Raw genomic sequence first — 17,702 nt, forward strand, 5'->3', positions numbered from 1 at the left:
CCCCGGCCCGCAGCGCCCCGCGGGCTCCTCGCCGTTGCCTCGCCTCATGACCGATCGATATGGCCGAGATCGCGCTCCGGGTCGAGGTGGTCCCGCACCCGTTGCTTGAGCGCCTTCACGTCGGGGAAGCCACCGTCGCGCACCCGCTCCCAAACCACCGCCGTCCCGATCTCGATCCGGAACGCCCCGCCCGAAGCCGGGATCAGCGCGACCTCGCCGAGAGCATCGCGAAAGGTCGAGAGCAGCTCCTGCGCCATCCAGGCGGATCGCAGCAGCCAGTTGCACTGCGTGCAGTAGGTGATCGCCACGCGCGGCGGTTGCGCTCGGCTCGCGCCATCCACCGTCACGTCGCTGCCGGGATTCACGTCCACTGACCCCTCGTGCATATGGGCACAGCGCACCGGACCAGACGACTTGTCAACCTGGGGACGGACGAGACGCTGGGGGATCGGCTCCTTGCAGTCCCAGAACGTCCGGCCTGCCGTCGCACTCGTGAATCAGCGAACGTCGCTTGACGTCCAGGCCTGCCGCGCCCTAGAAGGCCGGCCACCGGATCGCAGCGCTTCGATCGGCGGCGCCGACCGGCGCGTGGCCGGCACGGACGGTTAGCACAGCGGTAGTGCGTTCCCTTCACACGGGAAAGGTCGCAGGTTCGATCCCTGCACCGTCCACCAGCCTTCTCCCCCTCATGTCCAACCGCACGGAGCGGCGCGTCTGTTTGCCGCCCAGAAGGCGCGTGCTAAGGGCGCACAAGCGGTCAATGCATAAGCTTGGACCGGCCCGATCCGGGTCGCGCGGTCCAGCAGGGGAAGGGCGGACGTCAACCATGAAGGATATCCTCGACAAGCTCGAAGAGCGCCGGGCGCAGGCCCGTCTCGGCGGCGGTGAGCGGCGCGTCGAGGCGCAGCACAACCGCGGCAAGCTGACCGCGCGGGAGCGCATCGAACTCCTCCTCGACCACGGGTCGTTCGAAGAGTTCGACATGTTCGTGCAGCACCGCTCCACGGATTTCGGCATGGAGGCCCAGAAGATCCCGGGCGACGGCGTGGTGACCGGCTGGGGCACGATCAACGGCCGCACCGTCTTCCTGTTCTCCAAGGATTTCACGGTGTTCGGCGGCTCCCTGTCGGAGGCCCACGCGCAGAAGATCGTGAAGGTCCAGGACATGGCGCTGAAGATGCGCGCCCCGATCATCGGCATCTTCGATGCCGGCGGCGCGCGCATCCAGGAGGGCGTGGCGGCGCTCGGCGGCTACGGCGAGGTGTTCCGCCGCAATGTCATGGCGTCGGGCGTCATCCCGCAGATCTCGGTGATCATGGGACCTTGCGCGGGGGGCGACGTCTACTCGCCGGCCATGACCGACTTCATCTTCATGGTCCGCGACACGAGCTACATGTTCGTGACCGGTCCCGACGTCGTGAAAACCGTGACCAATGAGGTCGTCACCGCCGAGGAACTGGGCGGCGCCAAGGTCCACACCACCAAGTCGTCGATCGCGGACGGCGCGTTCGAGAACGACGTGGAGGCGATCCTCCAGATCCGCCGCCTGCTCGACTTCCTGCCGGCCAACAACATCGACGGCGTGCCCGAGATCGAGAGCTTCGACGATGTCGAGCGGCTCGATTCGTCCCTCGATACGCTGATCCCCGACAACCCGAACAAGCCCTACGACATGGGCGAGCTGATCCGGCGCATCGTCGACGAGGGCGATCTTTTCGAGATTCAGGCGGCCTACGCACGCAACATCATCACGGGCTTCGGCCGGATCGAGGGGCGTACCGTCGGCTTCGTGGCCAACCAGCCGCTGGTTTTGGCGGGCGTGCTTGACGCGGACGCCTCGCGGAAGGCGGCGCGGTTCGTGCGCTACTGCGACGCCTTCGGCATCCCGATCGTGACCTTCGTGGACGTGCCGGGCTTCCTCCCGGGGACGGCGCAGGAATATGGCGGCCTGATCAAGCACGGCGCCAAGCTGCTCTTCGCCTATTCGCAGGCGACCGTGCCGCTGGTCACCATCATCACCCGCAAGGCCTTCGGCGGGGCCTACGACGTCATGGCATCGAAGCACGTCGGGGCCGACGTCAACTATGCGTGGCCGACGGCCCAGATCGCCGTGATGGGCGCCAAGGGTGCAGTGGAGATCATCTTCCGCAGCGAGATCGGCGACCCCGAAAAGATCGCGGCGCGGACCGGCGAGTACGAGGACCGGTTCCTGTCGCCCTTCGTGGCGGCCGAGCGCGGTTACATCGACGAGGTGATCATGCCGCATTCGACCCGGCGCCGGATTGCCAGGGCACTCGGCATGCTCCGCACGAAGAAGATGGAGCAGCCCTGGAAGAAGCACGACAACATCCCGCTCTGAGGCGGGACCGCGCCGCTCCGCAGCGTCAGCTCCGGTCGCTGTGCTCGATCACGGCGCAGAGCGTCAGTGGCCCCTTGTCGGGCGAGACCATCGCCGAGCACGTGATCCGGGCGCCACCGAGATCGACGTTGCTGTGGCGGAGCCGGATGGAGGCCGCCTGGGCCTTGTGGGCGGCCTCGGCGATTAACGCGGCATCGATGCCGGTCACCGCGTGCCCGGCATGGCCGAACAGGTCGTAGTAGGAGTCGGGCGGGTTCGCCCCGCGGAACTGGGCGCCGACCGAGGACAGGTCCGGGCCGCCGCAGGCGAGCGTCAGCGTCATGTCGGGGCTCGCCGAAAAGCTCGCGTAATCGCTGCGCCGCTCAGTCGCCTGCGCGGCGGTCTCGGCGGTGACTCGATCGACGAGGGTATCGCAGGATTGGGCTCGCGCGGCTCCAGGGGCCGCAGCAAGGCAGGACAGGGCGAGGAGGGGGAGCAGCGCGCGCATGCCGAGCAGGTAGCGCGGCCCGAGCCGGGCGACGAGCGGCGTGGCGTTCGGGCGCGGTGCCCCATCCGCACCGCAACCACCCCATGACCGCCAAACCCGAACACGCTCGTCGCCGTCCGGCTGTCAGGCGGACCCGTCCCGGCGTGTGTCGAGCGCGCGCGTCTCGCCCGCCAGAAGCTTGCGCCGGAGCCGGGCGATGCCCGCGCGCTGAAGCGCGCTCGGGGCCGAATGGGCGCCGGCGACCTGGGTGAGCATCGCGATCAGTTCCGTGCGCTCGGCCAAGGTAAGCGTCTCGCGGCAGAGCGGCGTGAGCTGATCGGAGACCAGCGAGAACGGCAGACGCGCCTGCGTGTAGCCCCAGGCCCGCTCGAATGTCGCCGAGATTCTTTCGATCTTTAGGGGCGTCTCCATGAATTCGAGGATCCAGGTCTTCTCGCTCGCCGTGAGGGGGCTACCCGTGCGCACGATCTGGATCATCAGGATCGTGACCGCCAGACGCGGATCCCGCACGCGTTGCAGCGGGGTGCCGACGATATCCTCGAATGTCGAAACGGCCCGGCGCTGCAAGCCCTTGGTGTCGCGATCGACGGCCTGCAATCCCTTGACGGTGCCGTGGACCCGCAGAACCCAGAACAGGATCGCGGCGAGCACGCCGACGAGACCAAGGAGCAGCGGCATAAGTGTCTTCTGCCGAATCGACAGAGGACGATTCCATGAGAAGCGACGGCCGTCAAATGATGACGGAGGTCGATTGCCGTTATATTCAATCACAAGATCTGATTTTCATAGATATTCTAGAGATGGAGAGCCATTAATTCTTTAGATGAAACGGACGTCTAACGATTTTCGACAAATTGAGCGCCGCCGAGATCGCTCAGGCGGCAGCTTCGGCTTGGTTCTGGCCGAGTTCGAGCAGCACGATCTCTGGCGGCACCCCGAGCCGCACCGGGATCCGGCTCATGCCGAAACCGCCGGATACGATCATGTGGCGGCCATCCTCCACGACGTGCCCGTAGGAATAATCGTGGCCGCGGACCTTGCGGACCGCGGGCGAGCGTCCGAACAGCCGAATCTGCCCGCCATGGGTATGGCCGGCGAGCGTGAGCGAGACCCGTTCCGGCACCGTCGCGAAGATGTCGGGCTCGTGCGCCATCAGGATCACCGGCGCCGCATCGGTGACATCCTTGAGCGTACGCGGCACGTCCGCGTGACTCAGCGACATCCAGGTGCTCTTGAACGGCTGCTGGTCCGCCAGACCGGCGAGCCAGAACGGACGCCCGTCCTTCACCAGGCGGACGGCTTCGTTCTCCATCACCGGAATGCCCCGGTCCTCGAGCAGGCGCTTGACCGCGGGTGTCCCGCTTCCGGCTTTCTGGACGGTCTCGTCGTCCCACCAATCGTGATTGCCGAGGATCGCGTGCGTGCCGAGCGGTGCCTTCAGGTCTTCCATCATCCGGGCGAATTGGCTGAGCGGCAGCGTCTGCCACGCGATCTGCCCCGCCGGGTAGTCGCCGAGGAGCAGCACCAGATCGGGCTGGAGGGCGTTGGTGGCGTCCACGATCTCGGCGACCCGATCGAACGGCATGTACGGCTCGCAGATGTGGAAATCCGCCAGAACCGCCACGCGCAGGCGCAAGCCCGGATCCCAGCGCGGCAGGGCCGGCGCGTAGGCTGTCACGACTAAGCGGTGCAGCGGTTCGACGTCGAAGGCGTAGACGCCCGTGGCGGCCGTCAGGCCGACGCCCGCGCCGAGGCCGGTTAGGAACTGCCGTCGGCTCGGCAGGATCAGCATGGCACCATATCCGTTCGCCCTATGTCGCGCCGTCGCCCCGCTAGGCACGCAGTCCGGCGAAAGCGGGGCGGCGCCGCGGACGGTTTTGCCGCACGGCCGGTTCAGGAAAGCTGAATACCGCTGACCGCAGCGTGACAGCCGGTCTATAAGAGCCTGCCCTTACCAGCCGAGAAGTTCCGAACACAGATGTTGAACCGCCCCCTGCGCATCGGCACCCGCGGCTCCCCGATGGCGCTCGCGCAGACCGGAATGGTGCGCGACCGGATCGTCGCGGCCAATCCGGGCCTCGACACCGAGCTCGTCGTCGTCACCACGGTGGCCGACAAGATCCTGGACCGACCCCTCTCCGAGATCGGCGGCAAGGGGTTGTTCACCAAGGAGCTGGAGCAGGCCCTCTTCGCCGGGGAGGTCGATGTCGCCGTCCATTCCATGAAGGATGTGGAGACCTGGCTCCCGGACGGCCTGACCATCGCCTGCATCCTCGAGCGCGACGATCCGCGAGACGCCTTCCTCTCGCCGCACGCCGACGGGCTGGCGGCCCTGCCGCAGGGCGCGCGGGTCGGCACCTCGTCGCTGCGCAGGGGTGCACAGGTCCTGATGCACCGTCCGGATCTCAGGGTCGTGCCGTTGCGCGGCAACGCCAACACCCGGATGCGCAAGCTCGAAGCGGGCGAATGCGACGCGACGCTCCTCGCGCTGGCGGGCCTCCAGCGCCTCGGCTTGGAGACCATGGCCCGCAGCGTCCTGTCCGTGGAGGAGATGCTGCCCGCGGTGGCACAGGGCGCCCTCGGAATCGAATGCCGCGCGGCGGACGGCGCGATCCGCGAACTCCTGGCGCCGATCGCCTGCACCCGCACGACCACGGCGATCACCGCGGAGCGCGCGCTCCTCGCCGAACTCGACGGCTCGTGCCGGACGCCGATCGCCGCCCTAGCGCGGATCGAGGGCGAGGCCCTGACGCTCGATGGCCTTCTGTTCCTGCCGGACGGCAGCCGACACTGGTCGGTGTCACGTCACGGGCCGGCTGCCGAAGCCGAGCGGATCGGCCGCGAGGCCGGCGCGGCCCTTAAGGCTGCGGCCGGGGATACCTATGTGCGCGATCTGAAGTGAGGTTCAGCCCCCATCACCGCCGCTCGAGCGGCTGCCGGATCCTTCGCGATCGCGGCGCATGCTCCGGCGGACGGCGATGAGTTGCCAGAGGCCGATCCCCAGCACCGCGGCGAAGGCGAGCCCGAGATCGAGGGCGGCGAACAGCGATTGACCCATTTGCACGCCGCTCAGGACGCCGCGGACCGGCCGAACGCCTCCCGCTGACGCATCCGCTCGATCAGGTCGAGGACGTGGACGACGCGGCCGGCCACATCCCACCAGGGCCGCAGAGCGGGCCGCTGGCCGAGGGCCGGAAGCGGATGGCGCGCGACCGCCTCGATCAGGAACAGCGCCTGCGGCAGCGCAGGCGCTGCGGGACCCGGGGCGGCGGCGGGTGCCCGCGTTGCCTGGGCGATCAGCGCGAGCTTGCGAACGCCCGCGACGCGGGCCCGGCGAGAGACCGAATCGTGTCCTGATGCGGCGATCACCCGCCCGATCTCGCGGTAGATCATCCCGGCCGCATGGATGGCCGGCCGGCAGCGCGTCGGAAGCAGCGCGATCCCGTCCGCGGCCTGGACGTAGAGCCGGTCGGCCTCGGCGAGCAGCTGGGCAACGACGGCGGCGAGCGCCGGACTCGGCCGCGGATCGGCCAGGAAGGCGTCGGGGTCGATCCCGGCTGCCCGCATCCAGTCGCGCGGCAGGTAGAGCCGGCCCAGGCGGGCATCCTCACCGACATCGCGGGCGATGTTGGTGAGCTGCATCGCGGCCCCGAGATCGCAGGCCCGGGCCAGGGCCTCAGGTGAGCGCACGCCCATGATCAGCGCCATCATGGCGCCGACCGAGCCGGCGACCCGCGCCGCGTAGGCGTGGAGCGCGTCGAGATCGGCGTAGTGCCGCCCCTCGGCATCCCAGGCGAAGCCCTCGATGAGCGCCTGAGGCAGGGCTTCCGGGATCGCGCAGGCAGCGACGATCTCCGAGAAGGCCCGATCGGCAGGCGTATCGGCGGGCTCGCCGGCATAAGCTCTCGCGATCCGATGACCAAGGCGCGCCACCGCCGCGTGGCGGGCGGAGGCGCTGGTGGCCTCGTCCACGAGGTCGTCCGAGTAGCGGCAGAAGGCGTAGAGGCCGTAGGCCGCCTCGCGGACCTCCCCGGGCAGCATCTGGCCGGCCGCGAAGAAGCTCTTCGACCCCCGCCGGATCGCGGTCCGGCAGGCGGTCCGGTCGGCCGCAGCGGCGAATTCAGGCGGTAACGCGGGCATCGGGAACCACGGTGTCGAGGACGCGGGCGGAGGAGAGTACGCCGGGCAGGCCAGCACCCGGATGCGTGCCCGCGCCGACGAGGTAGAGGTTGCGCACGTCCCCGGAGCGGTTGTGCGGCCGGAACCACGCGGACTGCGTCAGCACGGGTTCGAGCCCGAAGCCGGAGCCGCGGTAGCTCAGGAAATCATCCTGGAAATCCTGCGGCGTCGTCACGCGGGATGTGACGATCGTCTCCGACAGGCCCGGGAGCACGCTGGTTTCCAGGATCCGGGCGATCCGGCGCCGGTACGGCTCCGCCAGCGCCCGCCAATCCTGGCCGCCGGCAAGGTTCGGCACGGGCGCAAGGACGTAAAACGCATCGCATCCCGGCGGTGCGAGACCGGGATCGGTGGCGGTGGGTCGGTGCAGGTAGAGGCTCGCATCGTCGGCCAGCACCTTCCGGTCGAAGATGTCGGCCAGGAGCCCGCGATAGCGCGGCCCGAGCAGGATCGTGTGGTGATCCACCTCCGGGTAGCGGCGCTTCGTGCCGAAGTACCACACGTACAGGCCCATGGAGGAGCGGGCGCGGCGGTACCGCCATGGGCTCCAGCGCTGGGCCTCCGGCAGCAGGCGCGCATGGGTGACCGCCGAATCGGCATTCGACACGACCAGATCCGCCGCGATCACCTCGCCGCCGTGCAGTTCGACACCGGTCGCCGCCCCGCCTTCGACCCGGATGCGCGCGACGTCGGCGCCGAGCCGCACCCGTCCGCGCTGGCTGCGGATCAGGCGCACGAGGCCATCGACGAGCTGCCCGGTCCCGCCCAGGGCGAAATGGACGCCCCAGCGGCGCTCCAGATCCGCGATCAGGCAGTAGATCGCGCTTGCCCGGAATGGATTCCCGCCGATGAGCAGCGGGTGGAAGCTGAATACCGTGCGCAGCCGCTCGTCGCGGATGAAGCGGGCCACCACTTCGTGGACCGAACGGTGCCCCGACAGACGGACCAGATCCGGGGCGATCTTCAGCATCGCGCCGATCCGCCCGAACGGGACGTGGCCGAGCCGCTCGAACCCGATCTCGCAGACGGCCCGGCTGTGCGCCATGAAGCGCTCGTACCCCGCGACATCTTCCGGCGCGAAGCGGGCGACCTCGGCGCGCATCCGTTCCGGGTCGCCGCTGTAGGCGAACGACGAACCGTCCGCGAACCGGATCCGATAGAACGGATCCATCGGGACGAGCGTCACGTCATCCGACAGGCGCCGGCCCGCCAAAGTCCAGAGCTCCTCGAACAATTGGGGCGCCGTGACGATGGTCGGGCCCGCATCGAAGGTGAACCCGTCCTGCCGGTGAACCCGCGCGCGACCGCCGGCCTGGTCCAGCCGTTCCAGGACGGTGACGCGGTATCCGCGCGCACCGAGCCGCACGGCGGCGGCGAGCCCGCCGAAGCCCGAGCCGATGACCACGGCGTGCGGGCGCCGATCACGCTCTTGTCCTACGCTCTGATCGACCGCAAGTGTCAGCATGGCTTGACACTATCGCGGCGTCTCGACGGGGCGCAAGGGACAATCGTCGACGCGCGTTGTCCGATCGCGACGCAGTCTGGGCCGGAGCATTCGGTTCGCGCGTGCGGGCGAGGCTTCGCGGGCGAGGGTTTGTCGTGCGAGGTGCGCGTCCTGGCCCTCGCCGCTCGGTACCACCCCCGGTATCGCGGAGCTTTCACGTTCGCGCCGCGATTCTCCGGCCGAACGGCGCTATAGGGCCGTGACGAGGCGATGATGGGATTGGGAACGGGGCGGGTGATGGACGATCGCGGTCAGACGATCTTCGTGGCGGGCCATCGCGGCATGGTGGGCTCGGCGATCGTGCGCCGCCTGAAGGCACAGGGGCACGAACGGATCCTGACGGCCGACCGACAGACCCTCGACCTGCTCGATCAGGGCGCGGTCCGGCACTTCTTCATCGAGAACCGAATCGATCAGGTCTATCTCGCCGCCGCCAAGGTCGGCGGCATCCACGCCAACAGCACCTTCCCGGCCGAGTTCATCCACGACAATCTCGTGATCCAGACCAACGTCATCCACGCCGCCCATCTGAGCGACGTCGACCGGCTGCTGTTCCTGGGCTCGTCCTGCATCTATCCAAAGCTCGCCGAGCAGCCGATGCGCGAGGACGCGCTACTCACCGGCACGCTCGAGCCCACCAACGAACCCTACGCGATCGCCAAGATCGCCGGGATCAAGATGTGCGAGAGCTACAACCGCCAGTACGGGCGGCGCTACCGCAGCGTGATGCCGACCAATCTCTACGGTCCCAACGACAACTTCCACCCCGACAACGCCCACGTGCTGCCAGCGCTGATGCGTCGCCTGCACGAGGCGAAGGAAGCGGGCCGTGCGAGCGTCATGGTCTGGGGCACGGGCCGGGCGAAGCGCGAGTTCCTCCACGTTGACGATATGGCGCGCGCCAGCGTGTTCGTGATGGCGATGGACGAGGCAGTCTACGCGGCCAACACGCGGCCGGACCTGTCCCACATCAACGTCGGTACGGGGGAGGATTGCACGATCTTGGAGCTGGCCGAGGCGTTGGCGCGGGTGATCGGCTACGAGGGCCAGCTCGCGTTCGACGCGACGAAGCCCGATGGCACGCCGCGCAAGTTGATGGACGTTTCACGGCTCAAGGCCATGGGTTGGCGGCCGGAGATCGGGCTGGAGGACGGCTTGCGTGAGACCTACGGCTGGTTCCTCGCACATCAGGCCGACCTGCGCAGCTAGGCAGATGTCACGGTGGCGCGGATAGATCCGCCGGGGGGAAGAGCGCTCATGGACCAGCGGTCGCCTCATGCCGACGCCTACGTCCGATAGCAGCTGGTGGTGGAGCCACTTCGCAAGTTGGCGGTCGCCGCCGTGTCGTTCGGCGCTTGAACAGGAGCCTCGCACTGAACCATGATCAGTCCGATCGTCTTCATCGGTGACTCGATCACCGAGCAATGGGGCAACGACCGCGCCGCGGTCTTTGCGGCCCACGATCTGATCCCCCGCGGGGGATCGGGCCAGACGGCGCGCTGGATCACCATGCGGTTCCGCCGCGATCTGGAGGAGACCGGGGCCAGGGGCGTGCATCTCCTGTGCGGGGTGAACGACATCGGCCGCAACGAGGGATTCTTTGTGCCCGCCGACGGCATCGCTCAGACGATCGCCGGCATGCTCGACGAGGCGCGGGCGATGGGCGTGCAGGCGTGGGTCGGCTCGATCATGCCGGCCGCCCGGATCCCGTGGAACCCTGTGGTCCAGGACGCCCCGGCGATGATCGCCGCGGTGAATGCGTGGCTGCGCAACCACGCGCATGAGCACGGGGCGACCTACATCGACTACCATTCCGTGCTGGCCGACGAATCGGGGGGCTTGCGGCGGTCCTACGGAACGGATGGGCTTCACCTCAGCCCGGCCGGATACCGGGCGATCGAGCCGCTCATGCTGACCGCCCTCGGACGCACCCCGCCCGGCGCGACCGCCGAGGTCGCGCCGGCGCGCAGATCCCTGCGTCAGCGCATCACCGCCCTGGTCAGGGGCAGCCGCTGATCAGACCCGGCGCACGGCCCCGTGGGCGGCGCTGGTCGTGAGCATCGCGTAGGCGCGCAGAGCCGCGCTGACCTTGCGCGTGCGGGGCTTCGTGGGCTGCCAGCCGGCCGCTTCCTGCTCGGCGCGGCGCCGATCGAGTTCGCCCGCATCCACGTCGAGGCGGATGCTGCGGTTCGGAATGTCGATGGCGATGATGTCGCCGTCGCGCACGAGGCCGATCAGGCCGCCCTCGGCCGCCTCGGGAGAAACGTGGCCGATCGACAGGCCGGAGGATCCGCCGGAGAACCGCCCGTCGGTCACCAGGGCGCAGGCCTTCCCGAGCCCCTTCGATTTCAGGTAGCTCGTCGGGTACAGCATCTCCTGCATGCCGGGGCCGCCGCGGGGTCCCTCGTAGCGGATCAGCACCACCTCGCCGGCCGCGACCTTGCCGTTGAGGATGCCGTCGACCGCCGCGTCCTGGCTCTCGAACACCCGGGCCGAACCCGAAAAGGTCAGGATCGCGTTATCGACGCCCGCGGTCTTCACGATGCAGCCCTGCTCGGCCAGGTTGCCGTAGAGCACGGCGAGGCCGCCATCCTGCGAGTACGCGTGCGCAGCGTCGCGGATCACGCCGCCCGCCCGGTCGAGGTCGAGTTCGTCGAAGCGGGAATCCTGGCTGAACGCCACCTGGGTCGGCACGCCACCGGGGGCGGCGCGATAGAAGGTCTCGACGGACGCGCTTGGCGCGGCGCGCACGTCCCAGCGTGCCAGGGCGCCGCCCAGCGTCCCGGCCGAGACGTTGCCGACCTCCGTGTCGATCAGGCCGGCGCGATCGAGCTCGCCCAGGATGCCCATGATGCCGCCGGCACGGTGCACGTCTTCCATGTGGACGTTGGCGACCGCCGGGGCGACCTTGCACAGCACCGGCACCCGCCGCGACAGCCGGTCGATATCGGCCATCGTGAAGGGCACCTCGCCCTCGTGGGCGGCGGCCAGCAGGTGCAGCACCGTGTTGGTCGAGCCGCCCATGGCGATGTCGAGCGTCATCGCGTTCTCGAAGGCCTTGAGGCTCGCGACCGCGCGCGGCAACACGCTGGCATCGTCCTGCTCGTAGTGGCGGCGGGCCAGATCCACGATCAGGTGGCCGGCCTCCACGAACAGGCGTCTGCGGTCGGCATGGGTGGCCAGCACCGAGCCGTTGCCCGGTAGCGCCAGACCCAGTGCCTCGGTGAGGCAGTTCATCGAGTTCGCCGTGAACATGCCCGAGCAGGAGCCGCAGGTCGGGCAGGCCGAGCGCTCGATCACCGCCACGTCGGCATCCGAGATCCGGTCGTCGGCCGCCGCGATCATCGCGTCGACGAGGTCGACCTTCCTGGCGATGCCAGGGAGCTGCACCTTCCCGGCCTCCATCGGGCCGCCGGAGACGAACACGGTCGGGATGTTGAGGCGCAAGCACGCCATCAGCATGCCGGGGGTGATCTTGTCACAGTTCGAGATGCACACCATCGCGTCGGCGCAATGCGCGTTGACCATGTACTCGACGGAATCGGCGATCAGCTCCCGGGATGGCAGCGAGTACAGCATCCCGTCATGGCCTATGGCGATACCGTCATCGACCGCGATCGTGTTGAATTCCTTGGCGACGCCGCCGGCCGCCTCGATCGCGCGGGCCACGAGCTGGCCGAGATCCTTCAGGTGAACGTGGCCGGGCACGAACTGCGTGAACGAGTTCACCACCGCGATGATCGGCTTGCCGAAATCGCCGTCCTTCATGCCGGTGGCGCGCCAGAGGCCGCGGGCGCCGGCCATGTTGCGGCCGTGGGTGGTGGTGCGGGAACGATAGGCAGGCATCGGCAGAGTCGACCGTTTCGAGATGCCGGGCTTCTGCGCCCCTGGTCGCCCGCCTGCAAGCGTCGCCGAAGGCCACGCATCCGTGGCATGCTCCCGGCGGATAGCGGGATGGAGGCGACAGCGCACGATGGCACAGGTGGACTTCCTGCGGCGGGCCATCGATCAGGGATCGGGCCGTACCGAGGCCGATCTGGTCCTGAAGGGCGGGCGGTTCCTCGATCTCGTGACCGGCGATCTCGTGGCGTCGGACATCGCCCTCTGCGGCGACAGAATCGTCGGCACCTTCGGGACCTATCGCGGCCGGCGCGAGATCGACATCGTTGGCAAGGTCGTGGTGCCGGGCTTCATCGACACGCATTTCCACGTCGAATCGTCGCTGATGCCGCCGCAGGAATTCGAGCGGTGCGTCCTGCCGCACGGCGTGACCACCGGGATCTGCGACCCGCACGAGATGGCCAACGTCCTCGGCGTCGAGGCCTTCACGTGGTTCCTGGCCTCGGCGGAGACGATGGCGATGGACCTGCGGGTGCAGCTCTCCTCCTGCGTGCCGGCGACCGACCATCTGGAAACGTCGGGCGCGCGGATCGAGGCAGCCGACCTGCTGCCCTTCGCCGCCCATCCCAAGGTGATCGGGCTCGCCGAATTCATGAACTTCCCCGGGGTGCTCGCAGGCGAAGCGGGGGTGCTAGAGAAGCTCGCGGCCTTCCAGGGCCGGCATATCGACGGCCACGCGCCACTTCTGCGCGGCGAACGCCTCAACGGCTACATCGCCGCCGGCATCCGCACGGAACACGAGGCGACGACGCCCGAGGAGGCCCTTGAAAAACTCTCGAAGGGCATGACGGTGCTGATCCGTGAGGGTTCGGTCTGCAAGGATCTGCACGCGCTGGCGCCGATCCTCACCGAGCGCACCGCGCCGTTCCTGGCCTTCTGCACCGACGACCGGAACCCCCTCGAGATCGCCGAGGAAGGGCATCTCGACTTCGTCATCCGCACCGCCATCGCGCTCGGGGCGCCGCCGCTCGCCGCCTACAGGGCCGCCTCATGGTCGGCGGCCCGCGCTTTCGGCCTTCACGACCGGGGGCTCGTCGCGCCGGGACAGCGCGCCGACCTCGTGGTGCTCGACGATCTCGCGACCTGCGCGGTCTCCTCGGTGCTCGCCGCCGGCCGGCCGGTGGAGGAGACGCTGTTTGCCGCCCGCCCGCCCATCGCACCGATCGGACGGGGCAGCGTCCGGGCGCGGCGGGTGACGGCGGCGGACTTCGCCGCGCCGGGATCCGGACCCGCGACGCCGGCGATCGGCGTCGTGCCGGGCAAGATCATAACCCTGCGCTACGACCTTTCGCTGCCCTATGCCGACGGCCATCGCCACGTCGATCTCGCGCAGGACGCCATCAAGGTCGCGGTCGTGGAACGCCACGGGCGGACGGCGCCGGGCGCAGGCGGGATCGGCATCGCCTTCGTGAAGGGGTTCGGGCTGCAACGCGGCGCCATCGCGTCCTCGGTCGGGCACGACAGCCACAACATCACGGTGGTCGGCGTCGACGAGGCCGACATGGCGGTGGCGGTGAACCGTCTGGGCGAGATCGAGGGCGGGTTCGTGGTGGTGGAGGGCGGCCAGGTGCTCGCCGAGATCGCGCTGCCGCTTGCCGGCCTCATGAGCCTGATGCCGTTCGATGCGATCCGGCTGGATCTGATCGCCCTGCGGGCCGCAGCGCGGAGCCTTGGCGTTGTCCTGCCCGAGCCGTTTCTGCAAGTGGCGTTCCTGCCCCTGCCGGTCATCCCCCATCTCAAGATCACCGATCGCGGGCTGGTCGATGTCGATCGATTCTGCCTGATCGACCCGTGAATTTAGATTGCGCACAATCTAAAATGGGCCTATGCATTCGCCTGCCGGCCCCTAGATGCCGACACCCATTCTGATACCGGAGATTCTCATGTCCGTGGACGTGAAGTACCGCACCACCGCCACCGCCACCGGGGGCCGCGACGGCGCCGCTCGCACCGCCGACGGCAGCTTCGAGGTCAAGCTCTCGACCCCGAAGGAACTGGGCGGCGGCGGTGGTCCCGGCGCCAACCCGGAACAGCTCTTCGCCTCCGGCTATTCGGCGTGCTTCCTCGGCGCGATGAAGGCCGTGGCGCCCTCGCTGCAACTGAAGGTCCCGACCGACACCAGCGTGACCGCCGATGTCGGCATCGGCCCGCGTTCCGAGGGCGGCTTCGGCATCACTGCAGACCTGACGATCAGCCTGCCGGGCCTCGACCGCGCCGACGCGCAGAAGCTCGTGGACGCCGCCCATCAGGTCTGTCCGTACTCGAACGCCACGCGCGGCAACGTCGACGTCGGGCTGAAACTCGCCTGAGCCGGGTGTCGTGACGGTGAGGCGCCTCCGAGGGCCTCACCAGCGCGGCGTAGAACGGTTCGCGATGGGAATCGCCCGTCCCATCATTCGCCTCACCCTGAAGTGCGAGTACGGCGAGCCTTGAGGAGCCCTCCAGAAGCCACGCGGTCGCTGGAGCCCTCCTCCGAGGCCTCCGCTGCGCTCCGGCATTTCAGGATGAGGTCGAGGGTCGGACCATCGTCTCCCCCTCGGCCCAGGCCCGCATGCAGACGCGGCCCGTCTCATCGAGCGTGACGCCCTCGTACCCGGCCTCGCTCATGCGGCCGCACACGCGAAAGACCTGGTTCGCGGTCATCGGGGACAAGCCGCGATAGCGGAAGATTCGCGGCACGTGCCTCAGCATCGTGGCGGCGAGGTTCATCAGCAGCGTCGCCTGCATCGGTCCGTGGACCACGAGGTCGGCATAGCCTTCCACCCGCGTCGCATAGGGCTGGTCGTAGTGGAAGCGATGCCCGTTGAAGGTCATGGCCGAGTAGCGGAATAGCAGCGTCGGCGTCGCGGGCACCGACCAGACCTGCGCGTAAGCGCTTGCCGCGTCGCGCTCCCCGTCGGAGTTCCGGCCCGTCTGCGCATCGGCCGCTTCCCGGTATACGATATCCTGCCGCTCGCGGATCGCTACGCCGCGGCCCGTCTCCACGACGTGCTCCACGGTGACGAAGCATAGCTGCCCGCTCCGCCCATCCTTCAGTGCGACGTCCCGCACCGTTTCCGAGCGCGTGACGGAATCGCCGATTCGCAGCTCCGAGAAGGTCTCGATCTGTCCGCCGGCCCACATGCGGCGTGGCAGCGGCACGGGGGGCAGGAAGCCGCCCTTTGCGGCATGGCCGTCCGGACCGAGGGCGTCGGCCGGCGGCGTCTCCGGGGCGAGGCACCAATGCAGGGCGGGCGGCACCGTCTGATCCATGGCCGGCGCCAGGTGCGGCGCGAACGTGGCCCTGAACTCGGCGCACAGCCGCGGCGTGACGAGATCCGATTGCTCGCGGGTGCGGCCGATCCAGGCGGTCAAGTCGGTCATGTCAGTACGAGCGCGGCAGGCCGAGCACATGCTCGGACAGGTAAGCCAGGATCAGGTTCGTGGAGATCGGCGCGACCTGATAGAGGCGCGTCTCGCGGAACTTGCGCTCGACATCGTATTCCTCGGCGAAGCCGAAGCCGCCATACGTCTGGATGCAGGCATTGGCCGCCTCGAAGGAGGCATCGGCGGCGAGCATCTTGGCCATGTTGGCCTCCGCGCCGGGATTGGCGCCGCCCTCATAGAGGGTCAGCGCCTCGCGGACCATCAACGCGGCCGCCCGCATGTTGGCGTAGGCCCGGGCGATCGGGAACTGCACGCCCTGGTTGGCGCCGATCGGCCGGCCGAAGATCGAGCGCTCCCCGGCATAGACCCTCGCCTTGTCGATGAACCACTTGGCGTCGCCAACACACTCGGCCGCGATCAGGATGCGCTCCGCGTTCATCCCCGAGAGGATGTAGCGGAAGCCCCGTCCCTCCTCGCCGATCAGGTTCTCGGCCGGCACGCGAAGGTTGTCGAAGAACACCTCCGTGGTGGCGTGGTTCATCATCGTGCGGATCGGCCGGATGGTAAGGCCGTTGCCCCGGGCCTCGCGCATGTCGACGAGGAGAACCGACAGGCCGTCCGTGCGCTTCATGCCTTCCGTGCGCGGCGTCGTGCGGGCCAGCAACAGCATCAGGTCGGAATGCTCGGCCCGGCTGGTCCAGATCTTCTGCCCGTTGACCACGTAGTGGCCGCCCTCGCGGCGCGCCGTGGTCTTCAGACTGCCGGTATCGGTACCGGAGGTCGGCTCCGTCACCCCGAAGGCCTGGAGGCGGAGGCGGCCCTCGGCGATGCCCGGCAGGTACTCAGCTTTCTGAGTCTCGGATCCGTGCCGGAGCAGGGTGCCCATCGTGTACATCTGGGCATGGCAGGCTCCGCCGTTGCAGCCGGCCCGCTGCACCTCCTCCAGGATCGCGGCGGCCGCCGAGAGCGGGAGCCCCGAACCGCCATACGCCTCCGGGATCAGGACCGAGAGGTACCCGCTTTCGGTGAGCGCGTTCACGAACGCGGTCGGGTAGGCCATCTCCCGGTCCAGGGCACGCCAGTAGGCGCCCGGGAAGCCCGCGCAGAGCTTCGCCACGGCGTCGCGGATCTCGGTATAGGCTTCCATGGCGTGCTCCTCAGGCCGTGCGACCGCCATCGACCGGTAGATCGACGCCGGTGATGAACTCCGCCTCGTCGGAGGCGAGGAACAGCGCCGCCGCCGCGATGTCGCGCGCCTCCGACATCCGGCCGAGCGGGATCGTGGCGATGAACCGGGCGCAGTTCTCGGGCGTGTCGGGCACGCCCATGAACTGTTTGAGCAGCCCGGTCGCGCCCATCACCGGACAGAGGGCGTTCACCCGGATCTTCCAGGGCGCGAGTTCCAGCGCCAGCGACTTGGAGGCAAGGCTCGCGGCGCCCTTCGAGGCGTTGTACCACGTCAGCCCGGGACGTGGCCGGAGCGCCGCCGTCGAGCTGACGTTCAGGATCACGCCGCCGCCCTGATCGCGCATCTGCGGGGCGACTGCCCGGACGAAGTGGAAGATCGACTTCACGTTCACGCGGAACACGCGGTCGAACTCCTCCTCGGTCACCTCCAGCAACGGCTTGTTGCGGTGGGTGGTGCCGGCATTGTTGACCAGGATGTGCGGAGCGCCGAACCGCGCGCAGGTCGCCGTGACGGCAGCCTCGACCTCACCGGCGTCGCCGACATCCGCGCCGATCGCGAGGGCGTTCGCGCCGATCTCGGCCGCCACGCGCTCGGCCGACGCACGGTCGAGGTCGAGGCAGGCGACCCGGGCGCCTTCCTCCGCGAAGCGGCGGGCGATACCCGCTCCGAAGCCGCCGCCCGCGCCTGTCACGATCGCGATCTTGCCGTCGAGCCTCAT

Annotated in this window: 17 protein-coding genes and 1 tRNA gene; 7 read left to right on the forward strand and 11 right to left on the reverse strand. The window is 68.9% G+C overall.

All coding sequences use genetic code 11. The features are described 5' to 3' along the window. Window positions 1-44: 44 nt before the first annotated feature. Window positions 45-371, reverse strand: coding sequence for a SelT/SelW/SelH family protein (locus MKK75_RS33655; RefSeq protein ID WP_244046806.1), 327 nt, complete (start codon window positions 369-371; stop codon window positions 45-47). Window positions 372-599: 228 nt separating this feature from the next. Between MKK75_RS33655 and MKK75_RS33660 the strand changes: the two genes are divergently transcribed. Both MKK75_RS33660 and MKK75_RS33665 read left to right on the forward strand, forming a co-directional pair. Continuing rightward, window positions 600-674 (forward strand) — tRNA-Val (locus MKK75_RS33660). Window positions 675-826: 152 nt separating this feature from the next. Then, window positions 827-2,359 carry an acyl-CoA carboxylase subunit beta gene (locus tag MKK75_RS33665; protein WP_244046807.1) on the forward strand — a complete coding sequence of 511 codons (1,533 nt, stop codon included), beginning with the start codon at window positions 827-829 and terminating at the stop codon, window positions 2,357-2,359. 25 nt (window positions 2,360-2,384) lie between these two features. Here MKK75_RS33665 and MKK75_RS33670 read toward each other — a convergent pair whose 3' ends face one another. From MKK75_RS33670 to MKK75_RS33680, 3 genes are all read right to left on the reverse strand, one after another. After that, entirely contained in the window at window positions 2,385-2,846 is a 462-nt protein-coding gene (locus MKK75_RS33670) for an ABC transporter ATPase (protein WP_244046808.1), read from the reverse strand. A gap of 123 nt (window positions 2,847-2,969) precedes the next feature. Beyond that, a complete protein-coding gene (locus MKK75_RS33675) occupies window positions 2,970-3,524 on the reverse strand; it encodes a TerB family tellurite resistance protein (RefSeq protein WP_244046809.1) in 555 nt (184 codons plus the stop codon). 196 nt (window positions 3,525-3,720) lie between these two features. Next, window positions 3,721-4,638 carry a metallophosphoesterase gene (locus MKK75_RS33680; RefSeq protein ID WP_244046810.1) on the reverse strand — a complete coding sequence of 306 codons (918 nt, stop codon included), beginning with the start codon at window positions 4,636-4,638 and terminating at the stop codon, window positions 3,721-3,723. Window positions 4,639-4,824: 186 nt separating this feature from the next. Here MKK75_RS33680 and hemC point away from each other — a divergent pair, with 186 nt between their 5' ends. Further along, window positions 4,825-5,748 carry a hydroxymethylbilane synthase gene (gene hemC / locus MKK75_RS33685; RefSeq protein WP_244046811.1) on the forward strand — a complete coding sequence of 308 codons (924 nt, stop codon included), beginning with the start codon at window positions 4,825-4,827 and terminating at the stop codon, window positions 5,746-5,748. 3 nt (window positions 5,749-5,751) lie between these two features. Here hemC and MKK75_RS33690 read toward each other — a convergent pair whose 3' ends face one another. From MKK75_RS33690 to MKK75_RS33700, 3 genes are read right to left on the reverse strand one after another with little or no spacing between them, the layout of a single operon-like run. Beyond that, window positions 5,752-5,904: a hypothetical protein gene (locus MKK75_RS33690; protein ID WP_244046812.1), complete on the reverse strand. Its 153-nt coding sequence runs from the start codon at window positions 5,902-5,904 to the stop codon at window positions 5,752-5,754. A gap of 11 nt (window positions 5,905-5,915) precedes the next feature. After that, entirely contained in the window at window positions 5,916-6,986 is a 1,071-nt protein-coding gene (locus tag MKK75_RS33695) for a phytoene/squalene synthase family protein (protein ID WP_244046813.1), read from the reverse strand. After that, window positions 6,967-8,490 (reverse strand): phytoene desaturase, encoded by a 1,524-nt coding sequence (locus tag MKK75_RS33700; RefSeq protein ID WP_244046814.1) that lies wholly within the window; start codon window positions 8,488-8,490, stop codon window positions 6,967-6,969. The genes MKK75_RS33695 and MKK75_RS33700 overlap by 20 nt, the downstream gene beginning before the upstream one ends. 276 nt (window positions 8,491-8,766) lie before the next feature. On the opposite strand from MKK75_RS33700, the gene MKK75_RS33705 reads away from it, so the two are divergent. Both MKK75_RS33705 and MKK75_RS33710 read left to right on the forward strand, forming a co-directional pair. Further along, entirely contained in the window at window positions 8,767-9,738 is a 972-nt protein-coding gene (locus MKK75_RS33705) for a GDP-L-fucose synthase family protein (RefSeq protein WP_244046815.1), read from the forward strand. A gap of 171 nt (window positions 9,739-9,909) precedes the next feature. Continuing rightward, a complete protein-coding gene (locus MKK75_RS33710) occupies window positions 9,910-10,545 on the forward strand; it encodes a GDSL-type esterase/lipase family protein (RefSeq protein ID WP_244046816.1) in 636 nt (211 codons plus the stop codon). Here MKK75_RS33710 and ilvD read toward each other — a convergent pair whose 3' ends face one another. Further along, window positions 10,546-12,375 (reverse strand): dihydroxy-acid dehydratase, encoded by a 1,830-nt coding sequence (gene ilvD / locus MKK75_RS33715; RefSeq protein ID WP_244046817.1) that lies wholly within the window; start codon window positions 12,373-12,375, stop codon window positions 10,546-10,548. 127 nt (window positions 12,376-12,502) lie between these two features. Here ilvD and ade point away from each other — a divergent pair, with 127 nt between their 5' ends. Both ade and MKK75_RS33725 read left to right on the forward strand, forming a co-directional pair. Beyond that, the gene (gene ade / locus MKK75_RS33720) at window positions 12,503-14,224 is read left to right on the forward strand and encodes an adenine deaminase (protein WP_244046818.1); all 1,722 of its coding nucleotides are present in this window, start codon (window positions 12,503-12,505) and stop codon (window positions 14,222-14,224) included. Between the two features lie 88 nt (window positions 14,225-14,312). Further along, window positions 14,313-14,738 carry an organic hydroperoxide resistance protein gene (locus MKK75_RS33725; RefSeq protein ID WP_244046819.1) on the forward strand — a complete coding sequence of 142 codons (426 nt, stop codon included), beginning with the start codon at window positions 14,313-14,315 and terminating at the stop codon, window positions 14,736-14,738. 190 nt (window positions 14,739-14,928) lie between these two features. Here MKK75_RS33725 and MKK75_RS33730 read toward each other — a convergent pair whose 3' ends face one another. From MKK75_RS33730 to MKK75_RS33740, 3 genes are read right to left on the reverse strand one after another with little or no spacing between them, the layout of a single operon-like run. Further along, window positions 14,929-15,792, reverse strand: coding sequence for a MaoC family dehydratase N-terminal domain-containing protein (locus MKK75_RS33730; protein ID WP_244046820.1), 864 nt, complete (start codon window positions 15,790-15,792; stop codon window positions 14,929-14,931). Between the two features lies 1 nt (window position 15,793). Next, on the reverse strand, window positions 15,794-16,942 hold the full coding sequence (locus MKK75_RS33735; RefSeq protein ID WP_244046821.1) for an acyl-CoA dehydrogenase family protein: 1,149 nt from the start codon (window positions 16,940-16,942) through the stop codon (window positions 15,794-15,796). A 10-nt stretch (window positions 16,943-16,952) separates the two neighbouring features. Continuing rightward, window positions 16,953-17,702, reverse strand: coding sequence for a glucose 1-dehydrogenase (locus tag MKK75_RS33740; RefSeq protein WP_244046822.1), 750 nt, complete (start codon window positions 17,700-17,702; stop codon window positions 16,953-16,955).

The organism is Methylobacterium sp. J-030 (assembly GCF_022829545.1).
Lineage (GTDB): Bacteria > Pseudomonadota > Alphaproteobacteria > Rhizobiales > Beijerinckiaceae > Methylobacterium.

What these genes read in the sequence shown, in the direction of transcription:
- MKK75_RS33665 (WP_244046807.1), top strand. Translation starts at nt 827, where the DNA reads ATGAAGGATATCCTCGACAAGCTCGAAGAGCGCCGGGCGCAGGCCCGT.
- MKK75_RS33725 (WP_244046819.1), top strand. Translation starts at nt 14,313, where the DNA reads ATGTCCGTGGACGTGAAGTACCGCACCACCGCCACCGCCACCGGGGGC.
- MKK75_RS33675 (WP_244046809.1), bottom strand. Translation starts at nt 3,524, where the DNA reads ATGCCGCTGCTCCTTGGTCTCGTCGGCGTGCTCGCCGCGATCCTGTTC.
- MKK75_RS33700 (WP_244046814.1), bottom strand. Translation starts at nt 8,490, where the DNA reads ATGCTGACACTTGCGGTCGATCAGAGCGTAGGACAAGAGCGTGATCGG.
- MKK75_RS33740 (WP_244046822.1), bottom strand. Translation starts at nt 17,702, where the DNA reads ATGAGGCTCGACGGCAAGATCGCGATCGTGACAGGCGCGGGCGGCGGC.
- MKK75_RS33680 (WP_244046810.1), bottom strand. Translation starts at nt 4,638, where the DNA reads ATGCTGATCCTGCCGAGCCGACGGCAGTTCCTAACCGGCCTCGGCGCG.
- ade (WP_244046818.1), top strand. Translation starts at nt 12,503, where the DNA reads ATGGCACAGGTGGACTTCCTGCGGCGGGCCATCGATCAGGGATCGGGC.
- MKK75_RS33690 (WP_244046812.1), bottom strand. Translation starts at nt 5,904, where the DNA reads ATGGGTCAATCGCTGTTCGCCGCCCTCGATCTCGGGCTCGCCTTCGCC.
- MKK75_RS33695 (WP_244046813.1), bottom strand. Translation starts at nt 6,986, where the DNA reads ATGCCCGCGTTACCGCCTGAATTCGCCGCTGCGGCCGACCGGACCGCC.
- hemC (WP_244046811.1), top strand. Translation starts at nt 4,825, where the DNA reads ATGTTGAACCGCCCCCTGCGCATCGGCACCCGCGGCTCCCCGATGGCG.
- MKK75_RS33670 (WP_244046808.1), bottom strand. Translation starts at nt 2,846, where the DNA reads ATGCGCGCGCTGCTCCCCCTCCTCGCCCTGTCCTGCCTTGCTGCGGCC.
- MKK75_RS33730 (WP_244046820.1), bottom strand. Translation starts at nt 15,792, where the DNA reads ATGACCGACTTGACCGCCTGGATCGGCCGCACCCGCGAGCAATCGGAT.
- ilvD (WP_244046817.1), bottom strand. Translation starts at nt 12,375, where the DNA reads ATGCCTGCCTATCGTTCCCGCACCACCACCCACGGCCGCAACATGGCC.
- MKK75_RS33710 (WP_244046816.1), top strand. Translation starts at nt 9,910, where the DNA reads ATGATCAGTCCGATCGTCTTCATCGGTGACTCGATCACCGAGCAATGG.
- MKK75_RS33705 (WP_244046815.1), top strand. Translation starts at nt 8,767, where the DNA reads ATGGACGATCGCGGTCAGACGATCTTCGTGGCGGGCCATCGCGGCATG.
- MKK75_RS33735 (WP_244046821.1), bottom strand. Translation starts at nt 16,942, where the DNA reads ATGGAAGCCTATACCGAGATCCGCGACGCCGTGGCGAAGCTCTGCGCG.